Origin of the sequence: Streptomyces sp. NPDC096040 (assembly GCF_040303265.1) — a bacterium.
GTDB lineage: Bacteria > Actinomycetota > Actinomycetes > Streptomycetales > Streptomycetaceae > Streptomyces.
The window spans coordinates 103865-129775 of record NZ_JBEOTA010000027.1 but is presented as its reverse complement, the minus strand read 5'-3'; the positions used below and the strand labels follow the sequence as shown (position 1 = coordinate 129775).

Annotated in this window: 14 protein-coding genes, 1 tRNA gene and 1 rRNA gene; 12 read left to right on the top strand and 4 right to left on the bottom strand. The window is 70.6% G+C overall.

Features of this window, described 5'->3' with window-relative positions:
* From rrf to ABTY98_RS31890, 3 genes are all read left to right on the top strand, one after another.
* Positions 1-94, top strand: a 5S ribosomal RNA gene (gene rrf / locus ABTY98_RS31900); the annotation flags it as partial.
* A gap of 113 nt (positions 95-207) precedes the next feature.
* The gene (locus ABTY98_RS31895; RefSeq protein ID WP_352224534.1) at positions 208-870 is read left to right on the top strand and encodes a DegT/DnrJ/EryC1/StrS family aminotransferase; all 663 of its coding nucleotides are present in this window, start codon (positions 208-210) and stop codon (positions 868-870) included.
* Between the two features lie 76 nt (positions 871-946).
* Positions 947-1022: transfer RNA gene (locus tag ABTY98_RS31890), tRNA-Thr, on the top strand.
* Between the two features lie 59 nt (positions 1023-1081).
* On the opposite strand, the gene ABTY98_RS31885 is transcribed toward ABTY98_RS31890, so the two are convergent.
* On the bottom strand, positions 1082-3838 hold the full coding sequence (locus ABTY98_RS31885) for a SpoIIE family protein phosphatase (protein ID WP_352224533.1): 2757 nt from the start codon (positions 3836-3838) through the stop codon (positions 1082-1084).
* Positions 3839-4250: 412 nt separating this feature from the next.
* Between ABTY98_RS31885 and ABTY98_RS31880 the strand changes: the two genes are divergently transcribed.
* The 9 genes from ABTY98_RS31880 to ABTY98_RS31840 all read left to right on the top strand — a co-directional run bounded on the left by ABTY98_RS31880 (position 4251) and on the right by ABTY98_RS31840 (position 18713).
* Positions 4251-9710 (top strand): HAMP domain-containing protein, encoded by a 5460-nt coding sequence (locus tag ABTY98_RS31880; protein ID WP_352224528.1) that lies wholly within the window; start codon positions 4251-4253, stop codon positions 9708-9710.
* 274 nt (positions 9711-9984) lie between these two features.
* Entirely contained in the window at positions 9985-10665 is a 681-nt protein-coding gene (locus ABTY98_RS31875; protein WP_352224527.1) for a response regulator, read from the top strand.
* Positions 10666-10789: 124 nt separating this feature from the next.
* Complete coding sequence (locus ABTY98_RS31870; RefSeq protein WP_352224526.1) at positions 10790-13534, top strand: DNA translocase FtsK; 2745 nt, start codon at positions 10790-10792, stop codon at positions 13532-13534.
* Positions 13535-13819: 285 nt separating this feature from the next.
* The gene (locus ABTY98_RS31865) at positions 13820-14662 is read left to right on the top strand and encodes a helix-turn-helix domain-containing protein (protein WP_352224525.1); all 843 of its coding nucleotides are present in this window, start codon (positions 13820-13822) and stop codon (positions 14660-14662) included.
* A 92-nt stretch (positions 14663-14754) separates the two neighbouring features.
* A complete protein-coding gene (gene rimO, locus ABTY98_RS31860; protein WP_352224524.1) occupies positions 14755-16227 on the top strand; it encodes a 30S ribosomal protein S12 methylthiotransferase RimO in 1473 nt (490 codons plus the stop codon).
* Positions 16224-17012 (top strand): CDP-diacylglycerol--glycerol-3-phosphate 3-phosphatidyltransferase, encoded by a 789-nt coding sequence (pgsA, locus tag ABTY98_RS31855; RefSeq protein ID WP_352224523.1) that lies wholly within the window; start codon positions 16224-16226, stop codon positions 17010-17012. Before rimO ends, pgsA begins: the two co-directional genes overlap by 4 nt.
* Positions 17009-17554 (top strand): CinA family protein, encoded by a 546-nt coding sequence (locus tag ABTY98_RS31850; protein ID WP_352224522.1) that lies wholly within the window; start codon positions 17009-17011, stop codon positions 17552-17554. Before pgsA ends, ABTY98_RS31850 begins: the two co-directional genes overlap by 4 nt.
* A 109-nt stretch (positions 17555-17663) precedes the next feature.
* On the top strand, positions 17664-18038 hold the full coding sequence (locus ABTY98_RS31845) for a helix-turn-helix domain-containing protein (protein ID WP_132894382.1): 375 nt from the start codon (positions 17664-17666) through the stop codon (positions 18036-18038).
* A gap of 204 nt (positions 18039-18242) precedes the next feature.
* Positions 18243-18713, top strand: a complete 471-nt coding sequence (locus ABTY98_RS31840) for a Dps family protein (protein WP_352224521.1) — start codon at positions 18243-18245, stop codon at positions 18711-18713.
* A gap of 327 nt (positions 18714-19040) precedes the next feature.
* Here the strand turns inward: ABTY98_RS31840 and ABTY98_RS31835 are convergent, their stop codons facing one another.
* The 3 genes from ABTY98_RS31835 to ABTY98_RS31825 all read right to left on the bottom strand — a co-directional run bounded on the left by ABTY98_RS31835 (position 19041) and on the right by ABTY98_RS31825 (position 25752).
* Positions 19041-19805 (bottom strand): SDR family NAD(P)-dependent oxidoreductase, encoded by a 765-nt coding sequence (locus ABTY98_RS31835; RefSeq protein WP_352224520.1) that lies wholly within the window; start codon positions 19803-19805, stop codon positions 19041-19043.
* 32 nt (positions 19806-19837) lie between these two features.
* Entirely contained in the window at positions 19838-20680 is an 843-nt protein-coding gene (locus ABTY98_RS31830; protein ID WP_352224519.1) for an Fpg/Nei family DNA glycosylase, read from the bottom strand.
* Positions 20681-20796: 116 nt separating this feature from the next.
* Positions 20797-25752: an ATP-dependent helicase gene (locus ABTY98_RS31825; RefSeq protein WP_352224518.1), complete on the bottom strand. Its 4956-nt coding sequence runs from the start codon at positions 25750-25752 to the stop codon at positions 20797-20799.
* Positions 25753-25911: the final 159 nt, after the last annotated feature.

The window sequence follows — 25911 nt, the reverse complement described above, 5'->3', positions numbered from 1 at the left end:
AACGCCCGGTTACATTCCGAACCCGGAAGCTAAGCCTTACAGCGCCGATGGTACTGCAGGGGGGACCCTGTGGGAGAGTAGGACACCGCCGAACAGACATTGAAAGGGTGGGACCCGGAACTTCCGTTCCGGGTCCCACCCTTTTTTGGCATGCGTAACGCAAAGTTCACGTTGCGCGCCGAGCATCCCAACATGGGTACTGCTGCAATGCTCAGGGCCGCCGGCGTCGGAGTCGGTGCCGAGGTGATAGTGCCGGCCTTCGGGAACGTGGAAGTCGCCGAGGCCGTGACACTCGCCGGCGCGCTTCCGGTGTTCGCCGACATAGATCCGGTGACCTACTGCCTCGACGTCTCGGCGGTGGAAGCGGCGGTAACCGCCCGATCCGCGGCCGTGGTTGTCGTCCACCGCTTTGGACGGTGGGCCGACATCCGTCGGTTGCGTGAGCTGGGGCAGCGGCACGAGCTGCTGGTGCTGGAGCAGGGCGAGTCCGAGGCGCCGTACGACGAGATCGCGCAGCGGCGGCAGCGGGCCGCCTATCTCGATGCGAAGCTGCGCGGTGTGCGCACGCCGGACGGTGGTGACGGGCACACCTACCAGCAGTACGTCGTGCGGGTGCCAGGGAACGGCCGGCCCGACCGGGACGCCTTCGCACGGGCCCTGCGCGGCAAGGGAGTCGACTGCCGGGTGCCGGTGAAGACGCCCGTGCACCGGCTGCCGGAATTCCGGCGCTGTGTCTCACTGCCGGAGACCGAGCGGGCCGCCGACGAGACGCTGGCGCTGCCGGTGGACGCCTCGTTGACGAAGCGGGAGATGCAGCGGATCGTCTCCGCCTGCAACGCCCTCGGCGGACTGCTGCAGCCCGCCTTCTGAACGAGTTTGGGAACTCGGGTCCGTTCAGGGTATGATCTATTCCGTTGCTGCGGGGGAAACCCCGAAAAGGCAACTGGCCCCTATAGCTCAGTCGGCAGAGCGTCTCCATGGTAAGGAGAAGGTCAACGGTTCGATTCCGTTTGGGGGCTCCAACAAGAAAGTCCCGCCCTTTTCGGGCGGGACTTTTTCGTTTCCTCTTCTGTCCCCGCCCTCAGTCCTTCTGAAGGCCGGGGACCCGCATCGCCAGAATCGCCATGTCGTCCGACGGAGCGTCCGACGCGAAGCGTTCCACCGCGCGCATGATGCGTGCGGCGACCGCGCCGGCCGTCAGGCCCGTGCATGTCGTCAGGACGTCCGCGAGGCCGTCGTCGCCCAGCATGCGCGTGCCCTCCCGGCGTTCCGTCACACCGTCCGTGACGCACAGCAGGACGTCACCCGGGTCGAGGACGACCGTCTGCTCGTAAAGCTCCAGCTCCTCGATGACGCCGAGGAGCGGCTGGGGATCGGCGGCGGCCTCCACCGTGCCGTCCTGGCGCAGGCGCAGTGGGAGCGGGTGGCCGGCGCACACCACCTTCATCTCCGCGCTGCCGTCCTCCTGCGGGCGCATCTCGCCGTACAGCAGGGTCAGGAAGCGACTGCGGGAACCCTCGTCAAGAATGGCCGAGTTGAGGCGCTCCAGGACCGCGGGGCCGCTCAGGCCCTCCCGTGCCAGGAGCCGGAGCGCGTGCCGCGCGAGGCCCGTCACGGCGGCCGCGTTGGGGCCCGTACCGCAGACGTCGCCGATGGCGAAGCCATAGGTGCCGTCGTCGATGGGGAAGACGTCGTAGAAGTCGCCGCCGACCTCGTTGCCCTCGCCGGCCGCTCGGTAGATGACCTCGACCTCGACGCCCTCGATGTGCGGGGTACCCGGGGGCAGGAGGCTGCGCTGGAGGGCCTGGCTGATGGCCGTGCGCTCCGAGTAAAGGCGGGCGTTGTCCAGGGCCAGGGCGGCCCGGCGGGACAGGTCCTCGGCCAGTTCCAGGATCTCCTGGCGGAAGTGTTCGTCGGCGGCCTTGCCCAGGGTGAGCATGCCGATGACGCGGTTGCGCGCCACCAGGGGGAGCACCACGGTCTCGCCGGCCACGGCCGAGGCCGTGGCGAGCGTCGGGCCGATGGCGGAGGAGACCTGGCGGGCGGGGCCGCCGGTCAGGCCGAGGCTGCGCATGGAGCTGCGCAGGGCGGCCTGGTGGGCGTGCTCACCGGGGGCTGTCCAGATGCGGGCGCCCGGGGTGGGTACCGGGTCCGGCGGGGGCACCTTGGAGAGCAACGACTTGATGCCGTCGATGAGTTCCTCGTCCTCGTGCAGGACGTACGACAGATACGGCTCGGAGGCCTGGTCGGCGATGGTGTAGACCGCGCACCAGCTGGCGAGGGTCGGGACCGTCATCTGTGCCATCAGGGCGAGGGTCTGGTCGCGGTCCAGGGTGCCGGCGAGCAGGTCGGAGGCCTCTACCAGGAAGCTGAGCGAGCCGCGGCGCAGCCGTTCCAGCTCGCCCAGGCGGGCGGACTCGACGGCCAGGGCGATGCGGTCGGCGGCGAACTGGAGGCGCAGCGCCTCCTCGTTGGAGTATCTGCCGGGCGCTTCGGCCGCGACGCCCAGGGAGCCCGTCAGACGGCCCTCGACCTTCAGCGGGACCGTGACCACCGAGCGCATGCCGGTGCCACCCAGGAGGGAGACCGCGCCCGGAACGGCCATCAGATCGTCGTGGACGGCCGGCATACGGGCCGAGCCGTAGCGGCCGGGGCCGGCTTCGACGGGCACACGCGCGAAGCGCTGACGGGCCGACGGCAGACCCGTGGAGGCACGGACCTCCAACTCGGTCTCGTCGTCGGTCGCGAGGAGCAGGAACGCGGAGTCGCCGTCGAGCATGTCGCGGGCGCGCTCGACCGTGCGCTGGAGGAGGCCGTCGAGGTCGTCCGGGGCCGGCGAGCCGATGAACACCTCGAAGGGGTCGGTGCTCTGGCCGTCGGATACGCCGCCGCCGTCGGAGGCGGGGAGGCGCAGCGGGGTCTGGAGGACGGCGCGTTCGTGGTCGCGTACCAGCAGGCAGACGGTGGAGGGCTCGCCGCCCGTGTCGCGGACCCTCAGGTGCGACGCGTAGACGGAAGTGACACGGCCGTCGGCGCCGCGGATGCCGTAGCTGCCCTCCCAGCGGGAGAGCTGGAGGGCCTCCGCGATGCCGGTGCCGGTGCCCGGGGTGTGCGGCCAGGCGGCGAGGTCGGTCAGCGGCCTGCCGGTGACCTCGGCGGCGGTGTGGCCGAAGAGTTCCTCGGCGTCCTCGTTCCAGGCCGTGACGGAGCCCTTGCGGTCGATCTGGACGACCGCGACCCGGACCCGGCCGTCGGCGAGGGGAAGCAGCTCGGCGGGGAGGGACGGTCCGGCAGCGCGGGTGCCCACCGGGCGCTCGGGGAGATCGAGCTGGAACCAGACATTCTTGTGCGTGGGCGTGTACTCGACACCCCAGCGGGCGGCGAGGGCCGCGCAGAGCTGGAGGCCGCGGCCGCCCTCGCGGTCGGGGCTGCCCATGTTGACGGCGGAGCCCTGGATCGGGACCTCGCGTTCCGGGTAGCGGTCGGCGACCTCGATGCGCACCCCGTCGTCCGCGCGCAGGCACAGGACGTCGGCGTGGGTGCCCGCGTGTACGACCGCGTTGGTCACCAGTTCGCTGGTGAGGACCACGGCGTCGTCGACGATGTCCGCGAAGCCCCAGCCCTGGAGGGTGTCGCGGACGAAGGCCCGGGCGGTCGCGACCGATCGCCCGACGGGCTCGAAGCTGGCGGCCGCGCGCGCGGTGATCACAGAACTCCTCGACCGGTTATCGACATACGGGCTTCCCAGGCCGGCCGGCTCATGCCGCTGCTGCGGCATCCGCTCGCCCGTGGGCCGTGGCTCCGGGGTGTGCCCCCCGGGGATCACTCCGGTGGTCATGGTCTGCGGCCGCCCCTCCGAATGCCCGCTCGTGCTCGTGCCACCGCCCAGGCCGGACGAACCGGTGTGGCTGGACAGCCGCATGCAAGGTTACTTACCTTCGCCGTCCGAGCGGATGCCGGTCGCCAGTGTTTACGCCCCCAGGGTGTGCGGACGATGTGCGAAGCTGCCGAACTGTTATGGCCTGGTTCGGCCAGGGTGAAACACTGGGCAGGCTTCTGATGAAGGTCCGGGCAGGCTGAGTGGGTCGTGTGTACGGCGGGCAGCAGCCACTGGTGTGGCCGGATCCGGTCTGGCAGAAATACGCAGCAGTAACAGGTACGCCGAAGTAAGCGGTACGTCGAGTATGGCGGTAACCGAGCACAGTGGTACGAGCACAGCGGTAACGGTCGACCCCTGCGGGAGGGACACAGTGGAGTCTGGCGCAGCGGCGCGGGGCACTAAGGCGCGCGCGAAAGGCGGACCGTCCCTGAGCAGGCAGCGGGGCGGTGACGGGACCACGGAGGTGGACACGGCTGCCCTGAACCGGCTGCTGGTGGCTCTCGTGGCGATGCGCGACGGGAACTTCCGGAAGCGGCTCACGGTCTCCGGTGACGGCGTGATGTCGGAGATCGCGGCGGTCTTCAACGAGGTCGCCGACCGCAATCTCCACCTCACGGGTGAGCTGTCACGGGTACGGCGTGTGGTCGGACGTGAGGGAAAACTCACTGAGCGGCTGGAGACGGGCGCCTGCGAAGGCTCCTGGGCGACGGCCGTGGACAACTCCAACGCTCTCGTCGACGACCTCGTACGGCCGGTCTCCGAGGTGGGCCGGGTTCTGACGGCGGTGGCCGAGGGAGATCTGTCGCCGCGTATGGATCTGCGGTCGCCGTCGGCGGACGGGACCGGGCATCCGTTGCGCGGTGAGTTCCTGAAGGTCGGCAGGACCGTCAACAACCTGGTGGACCAGCTGTCGACGTTCACCGACGAGGTCACGCGCGTGGCTAGCGAGGTGGGTACCGAGGGCAAGCTGGGCGGACAGGCCCGGGTGCGCGGTATGTCCGGTTCGTGGCGGGATCTTACGGACTCGGTCAATACGATGGCGTACCGGCTGACGGCCCAGGTGCGGGACATCGCGCTGGTGACGACAGCGGTCGCCAAGGGTGATCTGTCCCGGAAGGTCACGGTTCAGGTCGCCGGCGAGATGCTGGAGCTGAAGGAAACCGTCAACACGATGGTGGACCAGCTGTCCGCCTTCTCCTCCGAGGTGACCCGGGTCGCCCGTGAGGTGGGTACGGACGGCATCCTGGGCGGCCAGGCGCATGTGCCCGGGGTCGCCGGTACGTGGAAGGAGCTCACCGACTCCGTCAACACCATGGCCGGCAATCTGACGGCCCAGGTGCGCGGGATCTCCGAGGTGACCACCGCGGTCGCCAGCGGTGACCTGTCGCGCAAGGTGACCGTTCCGGCGCGCGGCGAGGTCGCGCAGCTCGCCGAGACGATCAACCAGATGACCGAGACGCTGCGGATCTTCGCGGACGAGGTCACGCGCGTGGCCAACGAGGTCGGTGCCGAGGGACAGCTCGGCGGGCAGGCGAACGTGCCGGGCGCCGCGGGCACCTGGAAGGACCTGACGGACTCCGTCAACACGGTCTTCCGGAACCTGACCACCCAGGTGCGGGACATCGCCGCGGTGACGACGGCGGTGGCCAACGGTGACCTGTCGCAGAAGGTCACCGTGGACGTGGCCGGCGAGATGCTGGAGCTGAAGAACACCGTCAACGGCATGGTCGACCAGCTGTCGTCGTTCGGTGCCGAGGTCACCCGCGTGGCCCGGGAGATCGGGGTCGAGGGTGAACTGGGCGGCCAGGCGCAGGTGGCCGGGGCCGCCGGTACCTGGAAGGACCTGACCGACTCGGTCAACACCGCGTTCCGCAACCTCACCGGCCAGGTGCGCAACATCGCCCAGGTGACGACGGCGGTGGCCAACGGTGACCTCTCCCAGAAGGTCACGGTCGACGTCTCCGGCGAGATGCTCCAGCTGAAGAACACCGTGAACACGATGGTGGACCAGCTCTCCAGCTTCGCCGACCAGGTGACGCGGATGGCCAGGGACGTGGGCACGGAGGGCCGCCTGGGCGGTCAGGCCCGCGTGGACGGGGTCTCGGGCACCTGGAAGGAGCTCACGGACTCCGTCAACTTCATGGCGGGCAACCTCACCTCGCAGGTGCGGCAGATCGCCCAGGTGACGACGGCGGTGGCGCGGGGCGACCTGTCCCAGAAGATCGACGTCGACGCGCGCGGCGAGATCCTCGAGCTGAAGAACACCATCAACACGATGGTCGACCAGCTGTCCGCCTTCGCCGACCAGGTCACCAAGGTGGCCCGCGAGGTGGGTACGGACGGCCGGCTGGGCGGTCAGGCGCAGGTGCCGGGCGTGGCCGGTGTGTGGCGCGACCTGACGGACTCCGTGAACGGCATGGCTGGCAACCTCACGGCCCAGGTGCGCAACATCGCGCAGGTCGCCACCGCGGTGGCCCGGGGTGACCTGTCCCAGAAGATCACCGTGGACGCGCGCGGTGAGATCCTGGAGCTGAAGAACACGCTGAACACGATGGTGGACCAGCTGTCGTCGTTCGCCCAGGAGGTCACGCGCGTGGCCCGCGAGGTGGGTACCGAGGGCATGCTGGGCGGTCAGGCCGAGGTGCAGGGGGTCGCGGGCACCTGGAAGGACCTCACGCAGTCCGTGAACTTCATGGCGAACAACCTGACCAGCCAGGTCCGCAACATCGCCGAGGTCACGACGGCGGTCGCCAAGGGCGACCTGTCGAAGAAGATCACTGTTGACGCGAAGGGCGAGATCCTCGAACTCGTCACGACGGTCAACACCATGGTCGACCAGCTGTCCAGCTTCGCTGAGCAGGTGACCCGGGTGGCCCGTGAGGTGGGCACCGAGGGCATCCTGGGCGGTCAGGCTCACGTTCCGGGTATCACGGGTATCTGGAAGGACCTCAGCAACAACGTGAACCTGATGGCCAACAACCTGACCACGCAGGTGCGCAACATCTCCCAGGTCTCGGCGGCGGTCGCCAACGGCGACCTGACCCGGCAGGTCACCATCGAGGCGCGCGGCGAGGTGGCCCAGCTCGCCGACACCATCAACACGATGGTCAAGACGCTGAGCTCGTTCGCCGACCAGGTCACCAAGGTGGCCCGCGAGGTGGGCACGGACGGCATCCTGGGCGGTCAGGCGCATGTGCCGGGTGTGGCGGGTACCTGGAAGGACCTCACCGAGTCGGTGAACGGCATGGCGTCCAACCTGACCGGCCAGGTGCGCAACATCGCGATGGTCACCACGGCCATCGCCAAGGGCGACCTGACCAAGAAGATCGACATTGACGCCCGCGGCGAGATCCTCGAACTCAAGACGACGATCAACACCATGGTCGACCAGCTGTCCAGCTTCGCCGAGGAGGTCACCCGGGTGGCCCGTGAGGTGGGCACCGAGGGGCAGCTGGGCGGTCAGGCACGCGTGCGTGACGTCGACGGCACCTGGCGGGACCTCACCGAGTCCGTGAACGAGATGGCCGGGAACCTGACCCGGCAGGTGCGCGCCATCGCGCGCGTGGCGACCGCGGTGACCCGCGGCGACCTGAACCTGAAGATCGACGTGGACGCCTCCGGCGAGATCCAGGAACTGCAGGACTACATCAACAAGATGATCGCCAACCTGCGTGACACCACGGTCGCCAACCAGGAGCAGGACTGGCTGAAGGGCAACCTGGCGCGTATCTCCGCGCTGATGCAGGGCCGCCGCGACCTGGCGGACGTGGCGTCGCTGATCATGAGCGAGCTGACGCCGGTGGTCACCGCACAGCACGGCGCGTTCTTCCTGGCGATGCCCCTGGTCGACGGCAAGGACCTCAGTGCCGAGACCGAGGACGCGTACGAACTCCGAATGCAGGGGTCGTACGGCTACTCGATGGGCTCCATGCCGACGTCGTTCCGGCCCGGTGAGGCGCTGATCGGGACGGCCGCCCAGGAGAAGCGCACGATCCTGGTGGAGAAGGCGCCCACCGGCTATCTGAAGATCTCCTCCGGGCTCGGAGAGGCCCCGCCGGCGCAGGTGATCGTGCTTCCGGTGCTGTTCGAGGGCAAGGTCCTCGGTGTGATCGAGCTGGCGTCCTTCACGCCGTTCACACAGATCCAGAAGGACTTCCTCAACCAGATCGCCGAGATGATCGCGACCAGCGTCAACACCATCTCCGTCAACACCAAGACCGAGGTGCTGCTGAAGCAGTCGCAGGAGCTGACCGAGCAGCTCCAGGAGCGGTCGGCCGAGTTGGAGAACCGGCAGAAGGCCCTCCAGGCGTCCAACGCCGAACTGGAGGAGAAGGCCGAGCTGCTGGCCCGGCAGAACCGCGACATCGAGGTGAAGAACACCGAGATCGAGGAGGCCAGGCAGGTCCTGGAGGAGCGTGCCGAGCAACTCGCCGTCTCCATGCGCTACAAGAGCGAGTTCCTCGCCAACATGTCGCACGAGCTGCGCACCCCGCTCAACTCGCTGCTGATCCTGGCCAAGCTGCTCGCCGACAACGCCGAGGGCAACCTCTCCCCGAAGCAGGTGGAGTTCGCGGAGACCATCCACGGCGCCGGCTCCGACCTGCTCCAGCTGATCAACGACATCCTCGACCTGTCGAAGGTCGAGGCGGGCAAGATGGATGTCTCCCCGACGCGTATCGCGCTGGTCCAGCTCGTGGACTACGTGGAGGCCACCTTCCGGCCGCTGACCGCGGAGAAGGGTCTCGACCTGTCGGTGCGGGTCTCCCCGGAGCTGCCCGCCACCCTGCACACGGACGAACAGCGGCTTCTGCAGGTGCTGCGCAACCTGCTGTCCAACGCGGTGAAGTTCACCGACTCCGGCTCGGTGGAGCTGGTGATCCGGCCGTCCAGTGGCGATGTGCCGCCGGGGATCAGGGAGCAGCTCCTGGAGGCCGGCTCGCTCAGCGATCCGGACGCGCCGCTCATCGCGTTCTCGGTGACCGACACCGGTATCGGCATCGCGGCCAGCAAGATGCGGGTCATCTTCGAGGCGTTCAAGCAGGCCGACGGCACGACCAGCCGCAAGTACGGCGGTACGGGTCTCGGTCTGTCGATCTCGCGGGAGATCGCGCAGCTGCTCGGCGGTGAGATTTACGCGCAGAGCGAGCCGGGCCGCGGCTCGACGTTCACGCTGTATCTGCCGCTGCACCCCAGCGAACTGCCGCCGCAGGGCTACCAGCAGTCAGTGCCGGCCCTGGAGGCCGGGGACCTGGTCGCCTCACGAAACCTCAGCTCGGAGCTGTCCGGCGTGGAGATCGAGACGCCGGCCGAGGTGAAGTCGTACCGGGAGACCCAGAACGGTGCCGCCGCGCTCTTCCGGCGCCGCCGCCGGGCCACACCTCAGATGGACGAGTCGTGGCCGGTGCTGGCCGAGCAGGAGGCCACGGCACCGGCGCCGCGCCGGGGCGTGCGGTTCGGCGGGGAGAAGGTGCTGATCGTCGACGACGACATCCGCAACGTCTTCGCGCTCACCAGCGTCCTGGAGCAGCACGGTCTGTCGGTGCTGTACGCCGAGAACGGCCGTGAGGGCATCGAGGTCCTGGAGCAGCACGACGACGTGGCGGTCGTCCTGATGGACATCATGATGCCCGAGATGGACGGCTACGCGACGACCACGGCGATCCGTCGGATGCCGCAGTTCGCCGGGCTGCCGATCATCGCGCTGACCGCCAAGGCGATGAAGGGCGACCGGGAGAAGGCGATCGAGTCCGGCGCCTCCGACTATGTCACCAAGCCGGTCGACCCCGATCACCTTCTGGCGGTGATGGAGAAGTGGATGCGCGCGGAGTGACCGCAACGACCAGGTGTGATGTGAACGTTATGGGAACCTTCCGTGTGCACGGGGAGTTGCTGACTCAGGGTGGCCGAACCCGTGTAGAAGTGCGGGATTGGGGGAACCTTCTGGTCCCCGGCTGCGTTTCTGCTACGTGCACAGTGACATCGCGGTGACAGGGTGTGGCGACAGGCGGGGTGCGGCTACCATGACCGGCACAAGGACGGGCGGCGAAAGGGAGTCGTCCCCTGGGGCGGCGCCCGGTGCACATCCGGGGCGAGGAGGGCGGGCCATGGTGCAGAAGGCCAAGATCCTCCTGGTCGATGACCGGCCGGAGAATCTGCTGGCGCTGGAGGCCATCCTCTCTGCGCTCGATCAGACACTGGTACGGGCATCGTCCGGGGAGGAAGCGCTCAAGGCACTGCTCACGGACGACTTCGCGGTCATTCTGCTGGACGTCCAGATGCCGGGCATGGATGGTTTCGAAACCGCGGCGCACATCAAGAGGCGGGAGCGGACCCGGGACATCCCGATCATCTTTCTCACCGCCATCAACCACGGCCCGCACCACACCTTCCGGGGCTACGCGGCCGGCGCGGTGGACTACATCTCCAAGCCCTTCGACCCGTGGGTGCTGCGCGCCAAGGTCTCGGTGTTCGTCGAGCTGTACATGAAGAACTGCCAGCTCCGTGAGCAGGCGGCGCTGCTTCGGCTCCAGTTGGAGGGCGGCGGCAAGGGCGCGGTCGCCGGCAAGGAGTCCGCGGGGCTGCTCGCCGAGCTGTCGGCGCGGCTCGCGGCCGTCGAGGAACAGGCCGAGGCGCTGTCCAAGCAGCTGGACGACGAGTCCGCGGACGCGGCGGCGGTGGCCACGGCGGCCCATCTGGAGCGCAAACTCACCGGCCTGCGCCGGGCGCTGGACGCCCTCGAACCGGGCACCGGCGGCGGCGCTCCACACGTTCCCTCGCAGAACTGACCACGACGGCGGCCGCTGTTGCCCATGAGCACGCGTCAGTTCCGCGTCCCGGCAAGGGCGACACGAACGGGTGAAGCAGTGGGCACACGTGTCCCCTGTCGCATCCCCCGGTAACCTCACACCCATGGCCTCACGTCCCTCGGCAGCCAAGAAGCAGCCCCCGAAGAAGGCCGCTCCCTCGAAGGCTCCGGCGAAAAAGGCCGCCGCCAAGAAAGCCCCGGCCAAGAAGGCGCCCGCCAAGAGGACCGCGGCGAAGAAGTCCGCGCCGGCGCCCAGGCCGGCGCCCAGCCCCACCGGGGGCGTCTACCGCCTGGTGCGCGCCCTCTGGCTCGGCCTCGCGCACGCCGTCGGCGCCGTCTTCCGCGGCATAGGACAGGGAGCCAAGAACCTGGACCCGGCCCACCGCAAGGACGGCATCGCGCTGCTCCTGCTCGGCCTGGCCCTGATCGTCGCCGCCGGCACCTGGGCCGACCTGCGCGGCCCGGTCGGCGACCTGGTGGAGATCCTCGTCACCGGTGCCTTCGGCCGCCTCGACCTGCTGGTGCCGATCCTGCTCGCGATGATCGCCGTACGGTTCATGCGCCACCCCGAGCAGCCGGAGGCCAACGGCCGGATCGTGATCGGCCTGTCCGCGCTCGTCATCGGCGTGCTCGGCCAGGTCCACATCGCCTGCGGCTCGCCCGCCCGCACCGATGGCATGCAGGGCATAAGGGACGCCGGCGGCCTCATCGGCTGGGCGGCGGCCACCCCGCTGACGTACACCATGACCGAGGTCCTCGCCGTACCGCTGCTGGCGCTGCTCACGATCTTCGGGCTGCTCGTCGTCACCGCGACCCCGGTGAACGCGATCCCGCAGCGGCTGCGCGCGCTCGGCATCAGCCTCGGGCTGCTGCACGACCCCGAACCCGACGAGTACGGCGAGCACACCGACGACGAGCGCTACGACGAACAGTGGCGTGAGGCGCTGCCCGCGCGCTCCCGCAGGCGCTCCAGCGGCCCCCAGGACTACGACCCGGACGTTGCCGAGCATGAGGCCCTCGCCAAGCGCCGGGGCCGCCCGCGGCGCTCCGCCGTGCCGCAGCCCGAGGTGGGCCGTCAGATGGACGCCGTGGACGTCGCCGCGGCCGCCGCGGCCGCCCTCGACGGCGCGGTCATGCACGGCATGCCGCCCTCGCCGCTCGTCGCCGACCTCACCCAGGGCGTGAGCGTCGGCGATCGCGAGGACACCACGCCCACCCCCGTGCCGGCCCCGAGTACGGCGCCGAACCCGACTCCGGTCCCTGCCGCGCGGCTCAAGCAGGAGAAGCTCAAGGTCGAACCGGTCGTCGCCGACCTGACCAAGCCGGCCCCCGAGGAGCCCCGCGACCTGCCCCCGCGCGCCGAGCAGCTCCAGCTCTCCGGCGACATCACCTACTCGCTGCCCTCCCTGGACCTGCTCACCCGGGGCGGGCCGGGCAAGGCGCGAAGCGAGGCCAACGACAAGGTCGTCGCCTCGCTCACCACCGTGTTCTCCGAGTTCAAGGTCGACGCGCGCGTCACCGGCTTCACCCGCGGTCCCACGGTCACCCGGTACGAGGTCGAGCTCGGCCCCGCCGTGAAGGTCGAGCGGATCACCGCCCTCACCAAGAACATCGCGTACGCCGTGGCCAGCCCGGACGTGCGGATCATCAGCCCGATCCCCGGCAAATCGGCCGTCGGCATCGAGATCCCCAACACCGACCGGGAAATGGTCAACCTCGGTGACGTGCTGCGGCTCGCCGAGTCCGCCGAGGACGACGACCCCATGCTGGTCGCCTTCGGCAAGGACGTCGAGGGCGGCTACGTCATGCACTCGCTGGCGAAGATGCCGCACATGCTCGTCGCAGGCGCCACCGGCTCCGGCAAGTCGTCCTGCATCAACTGTCTGATCACCTCGGTCATGATGCGGGCGACCCCGGAGGACGTACGGATGGTCCTGGTCGACCCCAAGCGGGTCGAGCTGACCGCCTACGAGGGCATCCCGCACCTGATCACCCCGATCATCACCAACCCGAAGCGGGCCGCCGAGGCGCTGCAGTGGGTCGTACGCGAGATGGACCTGCGCTACGACGACCTGGCCGCGTTCGGGTTCCGGCACATCGACGACTTCAACCAGGCGATCCGTGACGGCAAGGTGAAGCTGCCCGAGGGCAGTGAGCGGGAGCTGCAGCCGTACCCCTACCTGCTGGTGATCGTCGACGAGCTCGCCGACCTGATGATGGTCGCCCCGCGCGACGTCGAGGACGCGATCGTCCGTATCACGCAGCTCGCGCGTGCGGCCGGAATCCACCTGGTGCTCGCCACCCAGCGGCCGTCGGTCGACGTCGTCACCGGGCTGATCAAGGCGAACGTGCCCTCCCGGCTCGCCTTCGCCACCTCCTCGCTCGCCGACAGCCGCGTCATCCTCGACCAGCCGGGCGCCGAGAAGCTCATCGGCAAGGGCGACGGCCTCTTCCTTCCGATGGGAGCCAACAAGCCGACCCGTATGCAGGGCGCGTTCGTGACCGAGGCCGAGGTCGCGGTCGTCGTCCAGCACTGCAAGGACCAGATGGCGCCGGTCTTCCGGGACGACGTCACCGTGGGCTCCAAGCAGAAGAAGGAGATCGACGAGGACATCGGCGACGACCTCGACCTGCTGTGCCAGGCGGCCGAACTGGTCGTCTCCACGCAGTTCGGCTCCACCTCCATGCTCCAGCGCAAGCTGCGCGTGGGCTTCGCCAAGGCCGGCCGGCTCATGGACCTCATGGAGTCGCGCGGCATCGTCGGGCCGAGCGAGGGGTCCAAGGCACGCGACGTTCTGGTGAAACCCGATGAGCTGGACGGAGTGCTCGCTGTGATCCGTGGCGGCTGAAGGGGTAGGTCTGTCCCAGGGCTGCGGGCGCCTGTAGACCGGGAGGAGTCGCTGTCGTGATCCACCCGTTAGAGACCGTCGGGCAACCGTTTCCCTTTGACGTACGTCAAGTTGAGCGAGAGGAAAGGCGGGTACCCCACCCTGGGGCGCACGCCCGACCCGCCATCGGGATGCCCGGCCATACCGATGGCGTACACAGTCCCACCGCCCGGTTGCCCCACCCTTTCGTACCCCCCCTAGACTGAACTTCCAGCACAGGTGGCTACACGCTCGAAAGGCGCCCCCGTGTCCATCGGCAGCAACTCCCCTGAAGACGAGCGTCCGTTCCCAGACGAGTCCGAGGAAAACCGCCCCTCCGTAGGCCGAGCCCTCAAGCAGGCCCGCATCGCCGCCGGGCTGACCGTCGATGACATCAGCGGGAGCACCCGGGTCCGCATCGCCATCGTGCACGCCATCGAAGCCGACGACTTCGCCCCCTGCGGCGGCGATGTCTACGCCCGCGGGCACATCAGGACCCTCGCCAAGGCCGTCGGTCTCGACCCCGAGCCGCTGCTGGCGCAGTTCGCGGTCGAGCACGGTGGTGGGCGGCCCGCGCCGACGCCCGCCGCTCCCCTGTTCGAGGCGGAACGTATCCGTCCCGAGCGCCGAGGACCCAACTGGACGGCGGCCATGGTCGCCGCGATCGTCGTCGTGATCGGTTTCGTCGGCTTCACCGCCTTCAAGGGCGGCGGCGGAGACGACGCCAAGCAGTCGGTCGCCGGGGGAGCCACCCCGACGACCAAGAAGCCGGCCTCGCCGACCCCGAAGGAAAGCACGCCCGGCAGGACCCCCGAGCCCTCGGACAGCGCGATCGCCGCCGCACCCCAGGACAAGGTCACCGTCCAGGTCGGCGCGGTGGACGGACGCAGCTGGATCTCGGCCAAGGACCACAATGGCCGGATGCTGTTCGACGGGCTGCTGAAGAAGGGCGAGTCCAAGACCTTCCAGGACAGCTCCAAGATCAACCTGATCCTCGGTGACGCCGGAGCCATCCAGCTCTACGTCAACGGCAAGAAGATCGAGGACCAGTTCCGGCCCGGAGCCGTGGAGCGCCTGACGTACACCAAGGGCGACCCGGAAGTCGGATAACCGTTCGTATCAAGCACGGACGCAAGGGGTTGGCCATGATCGGCCAGCCCCTTCGACGTGGGCTGTCGGTGAGACGAAGTAGTCTTGAGCCCATGCCTGAACGCCGTACCGTCGCACTAGTCACTCTCGGCTGCGCCCGTAACGAGGTGGACTCGGAGGAGCTCGCAGGCCGTTTGGAGGCGGACGGCTGGCAGCTCGTCGAGGACGCCGAGGACGCGGATGTCGCCGTGGTCAACACCTGTGGATTCGTCGAGGCCGCCAAGAAGGACTCCGTCGACGCCCTCCTTGAGGCCAACGACCTCAAGGGCCACGGCAGAACCCAGGCCGTCGTGGCGGTGGGCTGCATGGCCGAGCGGTACGGCAAGGAACTTGCCGAGGCGCTGCCCGAGGCGGACGGCGTGCTCGGCTTCGACGACTACGCCGACATCTCCGACCGGCTGCAGACCATCCTCAACGGCGGCATCCACGCCTCGCACACCCCGCGCGACCGGCGCAAGCTGCTGCCCATCAGCCCGGCCGAGCGACAGGAATCGGCCGCGTCGGTGGCGCTGCCCGGGCACGGCCCGTCCGACCTCCCGGAGGGCCTGGCGCCCGCTTCCGGCCCGCGTGCGCCCCTGCGCCGCCGGCTGGACGGCTCCCCGGTCGCCTCGGTCAAGCTCGCCTCCGGCTGCGACCGGCGCTGCTCCTTCTGCGCCATTCCCTCCTTCCGCGGCTCCTTCATCTCACGCCGCCCGAGCGATGTGCTGAACGAGACCCGGTGGCTGGCCGAACAGGGTGTGAAGGAGATCATGCTGGTCTCCGAGAACAACACCTCCTACGGCAAGGATCTGGGCGACATCCGCCTCCTGGAGTCCCTGCTGCCCGAGCTGGCCGAGGTCGACGGCATCGAGCGGGTGCGCGTCAGCTACCTCCAGCCGGCCGAGATGCGCCCCGGCCTGATCGACGTACTGACCTCCACGCCGAACGTCGTCCCGTACTTCGACCTGTCCTTCCAGCACTCCGCCCCGGGCGTACTGCGGGCCATGCGCCGCTTCGGCGACACCGACCGCTTCCTGGAGCTGCTCGACACCATCCGGGCCAAGGCGCCGCAGGCCGGTGTCCGCTCCAACTTCATCGTCGGCTTCCCCGGCGAGTCCGAGTCCGACGTGGCCGAGCTGGAGCGCTTCCTGAACGGCGCGCGGCTCGACGCGATCGGCGTCTTCGGGTACTCCGACGAGGAGGGCACCGAGGCGGCGACCTACGAGAACAAGCTGGACGAGGACGTCGTCGCCGAGCGGCTCGCGCGGGTCTCCCGGCTCGCCGAGGAACTTGTCTCGCAGCGGGCCGAGGAGCGCGTCGGCGAGACCGTGCACGTCCTCGTGGAGTCCGTGGACGACGAGGACGGCGTCTACGGCCGTGCGGCCCACCAGGCGCCGGAGACGGACGGGCAGGTGCTGCTCACGAGCGGCGAAGGGCTGCGCGCCGGCCGTATCGTCGAGGCGAAGGTGGTCGGTACGGAGGGTGTCGACCTGGTGGCCGAGCCGCTGCAGGACGCGCCCGCGTGGAGTGAGGAGGCCGGCAGATGACCGGAGTCCCGGCGTCCGCCGCAGGCGGTTCCTCCGGCGCACACGGCGCCCCGGGCTCCGCCGCCGCCCCCGGTGCCACTCCGGACGTCTCCGGTCCGCAGACCGCCGGTGCCGCGGGTTCCGGTGCCGGGAGTTCCGGTTCCCGTGACGGCGAGAGGCCCGTGCGGGGACGGAAGATCGCCGCGGTCGCCGTCAACCAGGCCAGCGTGTGGAACGTCGCCAACCTGCTGACCATGCTCCGGCTTGTCCTGGTCCCCGGCTTCGTCGCCCTGATGCTGGCCGGCGGCGGATACGACCCGGCCTGGCGCTCGCTCGCCTGGGCCGCCTTCGCCATCGCCATGATCACCGACCTGTTCGACGGCCATCTGGCGCGCACCTACGACCTGGTCACCGACTTCGGGAAGATCGCCGACCCCATCGCCGACAAGGCGATCATGGGGGCGGCGCTGATCTGTCTGTCCTCGCTCGGCGATCTGCCCTGGTGGGTGACGATCGTGATCCTCGGTCGGGAACTCGGGATCACCCTGCTGCGTTTCCTGGTCATCCGCTACGGCGTGATCCCGGCCAGCCGCGGCGGCAAGCTCAAGACCCTCACCCAGGGCGTCGCCGTGGGGATGTATGTGCTGGCACTGACGGGGTGGCTGGCGACTCTGAGGTTCTGGGTGATGGCCGCGGCCGTCGTGCTGACGGTCGTGACGGGCCTTGACTATGTGAGACAGGCCATTGTGCTGCGGCGGCAGGGAATCGCCGAGCGCGCAGCAGCGTTGGAGGAGTCGGAAGCGTGAATTCCACGTCCGCCGAAGTGGTGCGACTACTGACGGTGCGGGGGCAGACCCTCGCTGTCGCCGAGTCGCTGACCGGCGGCCTCGTGGCAGCGGAGATCACAGCGGTCGCGGGAGCCTCCAAGGCCTTCCGGGGCTCGGTCACCGCGTACGCGACCGAGCTGAAGCACGAGCTGCTGGGCGTCGACGCCACCCTGCTGGCCCAGCGTGGCGCGGTGGACCCGCAGGTCGCGGCCCACATGGCGGCCGGGGTGCGGAAGGCGCTGGGCGCCGACTGGGGCGTCGCGACCACCGGAGTGGCCGGCCCGGAACCCCAGGACGGCCGCCCGGTCGGCACGGTTTTCGTGGCCGTCGACGGCCCCTTCGGTGCCGGTTCCGGTTCTGCCGCTGGCGGAAAAGTAGAGGCCCTGCGGTTGAACGGCGACCGTGCGGAAATTCGTAGAGAGAGTGTACGGAGCGTACTCGCGCTGCTCCTGAGAGAGCTTGCGAGCGAACAGACCGGGAATGAGCGGACACAGGATACGGAACAGAACGGGGGGTTTTGATGTTTGCAGCCCTGAGTGAACACGACATCGCTCCCCGCACGGCCGCGGCGCAAGGCGGTACGGTGGGGCGTGAAGGATGCGGCTACGCGGTCCGAGGAGGGAGCCACCGATGATTCTGCTCCGTCGCCTGCTGGGTGACGTGCTGCGTCGGCAGCGCCAGCGCCAGGGCCGTACTCTGCGCGAAGTCTCCTCGTCCGCCCGAGTCTCACTCGGCTATCTCTCCGAGGTGGAGCGGGGGCAGAAGGAGGCTTCCTCCGAGCTGCTCTCCGCCATCTGCGACGCGCTGGACGTACGGATGTCCGAACTCATGCGAGAAGTGAGCGACGAACTCGCCCTCGCCGAGTTGGCCCAGTCCGCTCAGGCCACCGAGTCCGTGCCCACGCCGGTTCGCCCGATGCTGGGAACCGTCTCGGTGACCGGTGTGCCACCGGAACGGGTGACCATCAAGGCGCCGGCCGAGGCAGTGGACGTGGTCGCCGCGTGACGCCTGTGCGGGCGTAGACCGACGTGGCGCCGACCCGGCGTCGAAAGAAGTGTGCGAGGCCCCGGCGGGCTTCTCCAGGCAGACCTGGGGAGGCACGGCCGGGGCCTTCGTATGCCCGTCGGCGGTGTGCGTCCATTTGCCGGTGCCCGGTGGTGCGGTCATGGTGGAGGGACCGACAGGGGGCGAAACGACCGGAGAGACACCATGTACGTCGTGAAGAGCCCGCTGTCCGACGCGGACCTGAAGACCGTGGCCGAGGCGCTGCAGGGCGCCCTCGTCGATCTGGTGGACCTGGCGCTGGTCGCCAAGCAGATCCACTGGAACGTGGTCGGCCCTCGCTTCCGGACCGTCCATCTCCAGCTCGACGAGGTCGTAGCCACGGCACGGGCGCACTCCGACACGGTCGCCGAGCGGGCCTCGGCGCTGGGGGTCTCACCGGACGGACGCGCGGCCACGGTGGCCGCCGGCAGCGACATCGCCACCGCACCCGGGGGTTGGGTCAAGGACTCGGACGCGGTGGGCGCCCTGGTGGACGCGCTGGGCGCGATGATCACCCGGATGCGGGAGCGGGTCATGGCCACCGCGGAGCCGGATCCCGTCTCCCAGGACATCTTCATCGGGATCACAGCGGATCTGGAGAAGCATCACTGGATGTTCCAGGCGGAGAACGCGTAGCAGTGGCCGACGCCGGCCGACGGCCGTTGCATCGGTGAGCCCTCGGTGCGCCTCCCCGCTGGACCGGGCGGCGTTCTAGCGTCCGGCTGGAGGTGGCGGCCATGGTGGGGCGGATACTGCGCTGGGGGGTTGCCCTGGGGTTCGCGGCGGTGTGGTGGTGGGCCGTGCTGCGGATCACCTTCGCCGGCGGCGCCGGGGCACTGGAAGGGACCGTGGCAGCCGGGGGATGGGGACTGAGCCTGCTGCCGGTGAACTGTGTACCGAGAGCCCGGGCGGCGGGGGCCATGGGCCCCGGGCGGTGGCGAGCCGCCTGGCGGGCGCAGGGCGCTACCAGGGCATTGCCACCCCTCCGTTCGGGCGCAGGATCTGGCCCGTCGTGAACGAGGAGGCGTCGGACGCCAGATACACCACGGCGTGCGCGACATCCGACGCCTCACCGACCCGGCCAAGGGGCGACATCCGGGCCATCCACGCCTCCGTCTGGCGTTGTTCCTCCCCGTCGTCGCGGTCGGTCATGGGGGTGCGGGTCCAGCCCGGGGCGACCGCGTTGACGCGGATGCCCTGCCGGCCGACCTCACCCGCGAGCGTCTTGGTCAGCTGGACCACGGCTGCCTTGGCGGCGCCGTAGCAGAGCAGGCCGGGGCCGCCGGTGTCGATCGCGCCGGACGCCATGGTGATGATGCTGCCCCCGGCCTGGCGGGCGATCATCAGCCGCGCCGCCTCCTGGCAGGCGCGCAGGACGCCCTTGAAGTTGACGTCCAGTACCCGGTCGAGGTCCTCGTCCCGGGTCTCCAGCACCGTGCTGCGGTGCATGATCCCGGCGATCGCCGCCATGACGTCCAGCCGTTCGCAGGACCGTACAGCCTGCCCGAGTTGTGCCCGGTCGGTGACGTCAAGGGTGTGGGTGTGGGCGGCGCCGCCACTGTCCTTGATCAGCGTGGCCGTCTCGTGCAGGCCTTCCGCGTTCCGGTCGGCACAGTGCACCGTCGCGCCCGCCTCGGCGAGCAGCACGGCGGAGGCCCGGCCGATACCGCTGGCGGCCCCGGTGACGAATGCGGTGCGTCCGGTGAGGTCGTACGCCTTGAGGGACATGAGGGGACGGTACGAGCATTTCTGACGGGTCGTCAATTAGTCGTACGGGGGCGGGTTCCAGGGGTGTGGTGGGAGCCCGGGGTGGGGGCGGGGCCGGTCTGGCAGGCGGGGCACCAGTAGGTGGGGCGCTCGCGGGAGCCGTCCCCCTGATCGGCCACGCGAACCGGGGTGTGGCAGCGCAGACAGGGGCGGGGTGCGCGGCCGTAGACGAACAGGTCCTGGTTGCGCAGGCCCGTCGTCTGGCGGACCAGGCGGTCGCGGTTGGCCTCCAGGAGCCGCTTGGCGAGTTCGGGGAGCTTGGCGGCACGGTCGGCGGGGAGCGCGCCGACCGGGAGCCAGGGGGTCGCGCCGAGCAGGAAGCAGAGCTCGCTCTTGTAGATGTTGCCGATGCCGGCGAGGTTGCGCTGGTCGAGCAGGGCCTCACCGAGTGGGCGGGCGGGGTCGGCGAGGAGGTTGGCGAGGGCGCGGTCGGGGTTCCAGTCGGGGCCCAGCAGGTCGGGGCCGAGGTGGCCCACGACGCGTTCCTCCTCGCTGGTGCGCAGAAACTCCAGGACCTGGAGGCGGTAGCCGACGGCCGTGCGGTCGGCGGCGCCGAGAATGACCCTGATCTGGTGGGCGGGACCGCCCTTCCAGCGTTCGCCGCTGCCGTAGACCTTCCAGGCGCCCTCCATCCGCAGATGCGTGTGCAGGGTCAGGCCGCCCTCGAAGCGGGTGAGCAGATGCTTGCCGCGCGGGGCGGTGCCGAGGACGGTACGGCCGGTGAGATCGACGGTGGCGTACTTGGGCACCCGGAAGTCGCTGCGGGTCAGCACCTTGCCCGCGAGCGCGTCGTGCAGCCGCCTCGCGGCCTGCCAGACCGTGTCACCTTCGGGCATGGCTCAAGGGTGACACGGGGGTGTGGGGCGCGGCCGCGGGGCGGGGTGGCGAGGGCACACACGGCGCGCTGGGGGCGCGGTGATCATGGGTGGTGGTCATGGTGGTCATGGGGCGTTCACGCCCGTAGGCGCAGGCCGCGCGGGGTCGCGATGAAGCCCGCTGCTTCCAGGAGGGTGCCCAGGGGCGAGGTCAGGGCCACGGCGCCGTTGACGCGCTCCACCGTCACCGTGCCGAGGGTGCCGGCGCGGGCGGCGGCCGCGAGCGCTTCGGCGGCCGTACGCAGGCGGGGGTCGTCGCCGGCGTCCGTGTCCGGGGCGGAGGGCCAGGCCAGCAGGGTCTTGCCGCCGCGCTCCATGTAGAGGGTCAGCTCGCCGTCCACCAGAACGACCAGCGAGCCCGCCTTGCGGCCCGGCTTGTGCCCGGCATCGGTCGGGGGCTCGGGCCAGGCGAGGGCGGCGCCGTAGGCGTTGGCGGGGTCGGCGGCGGCCAGGACCACGGCTCTGGGGTCGGGGGCGGCGGGGGTGCGGGTGTGGTGGTTGCCGTAGGTGTAGGGGTTCGCGGCACTGCCGCCTCGGGGGCCGCCGTAGCCGGGGGCGGCGAAGGGGTCGGCGGGGGCGAGGTCCTTGGGGGAGACGTAGTCGCCGGGGGCGGTGGGGGGCTCGGGGGGCCAGCCGAAGTCGCCGTCCAGGACCGGGAAGTCGGCTTCGTCGATGGGGCCGACGGGGGTCCCGCTGTCGAAGGCGGCGGGGGTGGCAGGGCCGCTGGTTCCGAAGGCGGCGGGAGCGACTGGGCCGCCGTTTACGAAGGCGGTGCCCGGTACTGCCTCGCCGCGCTCGCGGGCGTTGGACACCGCGCGCAGCCGGTCGACCGCGCCGTCCATCGCGAACTGGGCCGCGCCGAGGCCCTCGACGACGTAACCCCGGCGGGCCTGGCCGCTCTCCTCGAACGCCGCCAGGATGCGGTACACCGCTGAGAAGCCGCCCTCGACGCCCTCCGCCGCGACCGCTCCCCGGGTGACCACACCGTGCCGGTCGAGCAGGGTGCGGGCCAGGGCATGGGCGCGCACGGTGGTGTCCGGCTCGCGCTGCGGGAGCAGGGACCAGCGGCCGGCGACGGTCGGCGGGCCGGTGCGGGAAGCGGTGCGGGCGGCGGCCGTCAGGGAGCCGTAGCGGCCGCGTGGGACGGTGCGCTTGGCGCGGTGGGCCGTGGCACCAGCCGTACGACCCGAGCCCAGCAGGGAGCGCATCGGCGCCAGCGTGTCGTTGGTGAGCCGGCCGGACCAGGCCAGGTCCCAGATGGCGTCGGCCAGTTGGGGGTCCGTGGCGTCGGGGTGGGTGGTGGCGCGGACCTGGTCGGCGATCTGACGGAAGAACAGGCCGTAGCCGCCGGAGAGGGTGTCCAGGACGGACTGGTGGAGGGCCGTCAGTTCCAGAGGGTGAGGCGGTGGCAGGAGCAGGGGGGCCGCGTCCGCCAGATACAGGGAGACCCAGCCGTCCTTGCCCGGCAGGGCGCCCGCGCCGGCCCACACGATCTCTCCGGCGGCGGTGAGTTCGTCGAGCATCGAGGGCGTGTAGCCGGTCACCCTGGACGGCAGGACCAGCTTCTCCAGAGCCGATGCCGGTACCGACGCGCCCTGCAACTGCTCGACGGCGCGCACCAGTCCGTCGACGCCGCGCAGCCCGTGCCCCTTGCCGATGTGCTGCCACTGCGGCAGGAACTGTGCGAGCGCGGCCGGTGCCACCGGCTCCAGCTCGTGCCGGAGCGCGGCCAGGGAACGGCGGCGCAGCCTGCGCAGCACGGCCGCGTCGCACCACTCCTGGCCGATGCCCGCCGGGTGGAACTCGCCCTGCACTACCCGGCCGCTCGCGGCGAGCCGCTGCAACGCGCCCTCCGTGACCGCCACCCCGAGCCCGAAGCGGGCCGCCGCCGTGGTCGACGTGAACGGGCCGTGCGTGCGGGCGTACCGGGCGAGGAGGTCGCCGAGCGGGTCCTTCACCGGCTCGGTGAAGGCCTCGGGGACACCGACCGGCAGAGCGGTTCCCAGGGCGTCGCGCAGCCGGCCCGCGTCCTCGATCGCCGCCCAGTGGTCGGCACCGGCGATCCTGACCTTGATCGCCCGGCGGGCACCGGCCAGCTCCTTGGCCCACTGCGGCTCGGCGCCCCGCTCGGTCAACTCGGCGTCCGTGAGCGGCCCGAGCAGCCGCAGTACGTCGGCGACGCCTTCGGGGTCCTTGATCCGACGGTCCTCGGTGAGCCACTGGAGCTCACGCTCCAGCTCGGTCAGCACGTCCGCGTCGAGCAGCTCGCGCAGCTCCGCCTGGCCCAGCAGCTCGGCCAGCAGCCGGGAGTCCAGGGAGAGCGCGGCCGCCCGGCGCTCGGCGAGCGGGGAGTCGCCCTCGTACAGGAACTGGGCGACATAGCCGAACAGGAGGGACCGGGCGAAGGGGGACGGTTCCGGAGTGGTGACCTCGACCAGACGGACCTTCCGAGACTCCAGGTCACCCATCAGCTCGACCAGGCCCGGGACGTCGAAAACGTCCTGGAGGCACTCGCGGACGGCCTCCAGGACGATCGGGAAGGAGCCGAACTCACTCGCCACCTGGAGCAGTTGGGCGGCGCGCTGACGCTGCTGCCACAGCGGGGTGCGCTTGCCGGGGTTGCGGCGGGGCAGCAGCAGCGCGCGGGCCGCGCACTCGCGGAAGCGGGCGGCGAACAGGGCCGAGCCGCCCACCTGGTCGGTGACGATCTGGTCGACCTCGCCCTTGTCGAAGGCGACGTCCGCCGCCCCGACGGGCGCCTGGTCGGCGTCGTACTCCGTACCGGCCGTCATGGGGGCCTGGTCCAGCAGGTCGAGGCCCATCAGATCGGCGTCGGGCAGCCGCAGCACGATGCCGTCGTCGGCGTGCATGACCTGGGCGTCCATGCCGTACCGCTCGGACAGGCGGGCGCCGAGGGCGAGCGCCCAGGGGGCGTGGACCTGGGCGCCGAACGGGGAGTGGACGACGACGCGCCAGTCGCCCAGTTCGTCGCGGAAGCGCTCCACGACGATCGTCCGGTCGTCGGGGACATGGCCGCAGGCCTCGCGCTGTTCGTCGAGGTACGACAGCACGTTGTCCGCCGCCCACGCGTCCAGGCCCGCTGCGAGCAGGCGCAGCCGGGCGTCGTCCTTGGCGAGCGAGCCGACCTCGCGCAGGAACGCGCCCACCGCGCGGCCCAGTTCGAGCGGGCGGCCCAGCTGGTCGCCCTTCCAGAAGGGCAGGCGGCCCGGCACCCCGGGGGCGGGGGAGACCAGGACACGGTCGCGGGTGATGTCCTCGATGCGCCAGGAGCTGGTGCCCAGAGTGAAGACATCGCCCACCCGGGACTCGTACACCATCTCCTCGTCCAGCTCGCCGACCCGGCCGCCGCCCTTCTTGGGGTCGGCGCCGGCGAGGAAGACCCCGAAGAGGCCGCGGTCGGGGATCGTGCCGCCTGAGGTGACGGCGAGGCGCTGGGCGCCAGGGCGGCCGGTGATCGTGCCCGCGACCCGATCCCAGACCACGCGCGGGCGCAGCTCCGCGAAGGCGTCGGACGGATAGCGGCCCGCGAGCATGTCGAGGACCGCGGTGAACGCCGACTCCGGGAGCGAGGCGAAAGGAGCCGCGCGGCGGACCATGGCGAGCAGGTCGTCGAATTGCCAGGTGTCCAGCGCGGTCATCGCGACCAGCTGCTGCGCCAGCACGTCGAGGGGGTTGGCCGGCACCCTCAGGGACTCGATGGAGCCGGTGCGCATCCGCTCGGTGACCACGGCCGCCTGCACCAGGTCGCCCCGGTACTTCGGGAAGACCACGCCGGTGGAGACCGCGCCGACCTGGTGTCCCGCGCGGCCGACGCGCTGCAGGCCGGAGGCCACCGAGGGCGGGGACTCGACCTGGACGACGAGGTCCACCGCGCCCATGTCGATGCCCAGTTCGAGGCTGGAGGTGGCCACCACGGCGGGCAGCCGGCCGGCCTTCAGGTCCTCCTCGACCAGGGCGCGCTGCTCCTTGGAGACCGAGCCGTGGTGCGCGCGGGCGATGACCGGCGGGGCGCCCTGGGCCGCGCCCGAGCCGCCCATCAGCTCGGCGGGGGAGTGGTGCTCGTCGAGCGGCTCGCCGGTCACACGCTCGTAGGCGATCTCGTTGAGCCGGTTGCACAGCCGCTCCGCCAGTCGGCGCGAGTTGGCGAAAACGATCGTCGAGCGGTGGGCCTGGACCAGGTCGGCGATCCGCTCCTCCACATGCGGCCAGATCGACGGCCGCTCCCCGCCCTCCTTGGCGTCGGTGGCCGGGGAGCCGCCCAGCTCGCCCATGTCCTCCACGGGTACGACGACGGAGAGGTCGAACTCCTTGCCGGAGCTGGGCTGGACGATCTCCACCTTGCGGCGCGGCGAGAGGTAACGGGCCACCTCGTCGACCGGGCGGACGGTCGCCGACAGGCCGATGCGGCGGGCCGGCCTCGGCAGCAGTTCGTCCAGCCGCTCCAGGGAGAGCGCGAGATGCGCGCCGCGCTTGGTGCCGGCGACCGCGTGCACCTCGTCCAGGATCACCGTCTCGATGCCCGTAAGCGCGTCGCGCGTGGCCGACGTCAGCATCAGGAACAGGGACTCCGGCGTGGTGATCAGGATGTCCGGGGGGCGGGTGGACAGGGCGCGGCGCTCGGCGGCCGGGGTGTCGCCCGAGCGGATGCCGACCCTGACCTCCGGCTCGGGCAGGCCGAGGCGGACGGACTCCTGGCGGATACCGGTCAGCGGACTGCGCAGATTCCGCTCGACGTCGACGGCGAGGGCCTTGAGCGGAGACACGTACAGCACCCGGCAGCGCTTCCTCGGGTCGGCCGGGGGCGGGGCCGAGGCCAGCTGGTCCAGGGCGGCGAGGAAGGCGGCCAGCGTCTTGCCGGAACCGGTCGGGGCGACCACCAGCACGTCCGAGCCCTCACCGATGGCCTGCCACGCGCCCGCCTGGGCCGCGGTGGGCGCGGAAAACGCCCCCGTGAACCAGCCGCGGGTCGCGGGGGAGAAGCCGTCGAGGGCTCGATGCGCGGATTTCGCCATGGGTCAATCCTGCACCCGGCCACTGACAATCGGTCTGACCTGCGGAAATGCGATTGGCCGGGTGCGGCTCGCCGACCGGGCCGATGGTGTGCGGGGTCGGCCGGCAGCCGAGGGCGGGCGCGGGTGGTCGGGCGTGGTCGGGGCCGGCCGACAATGGCG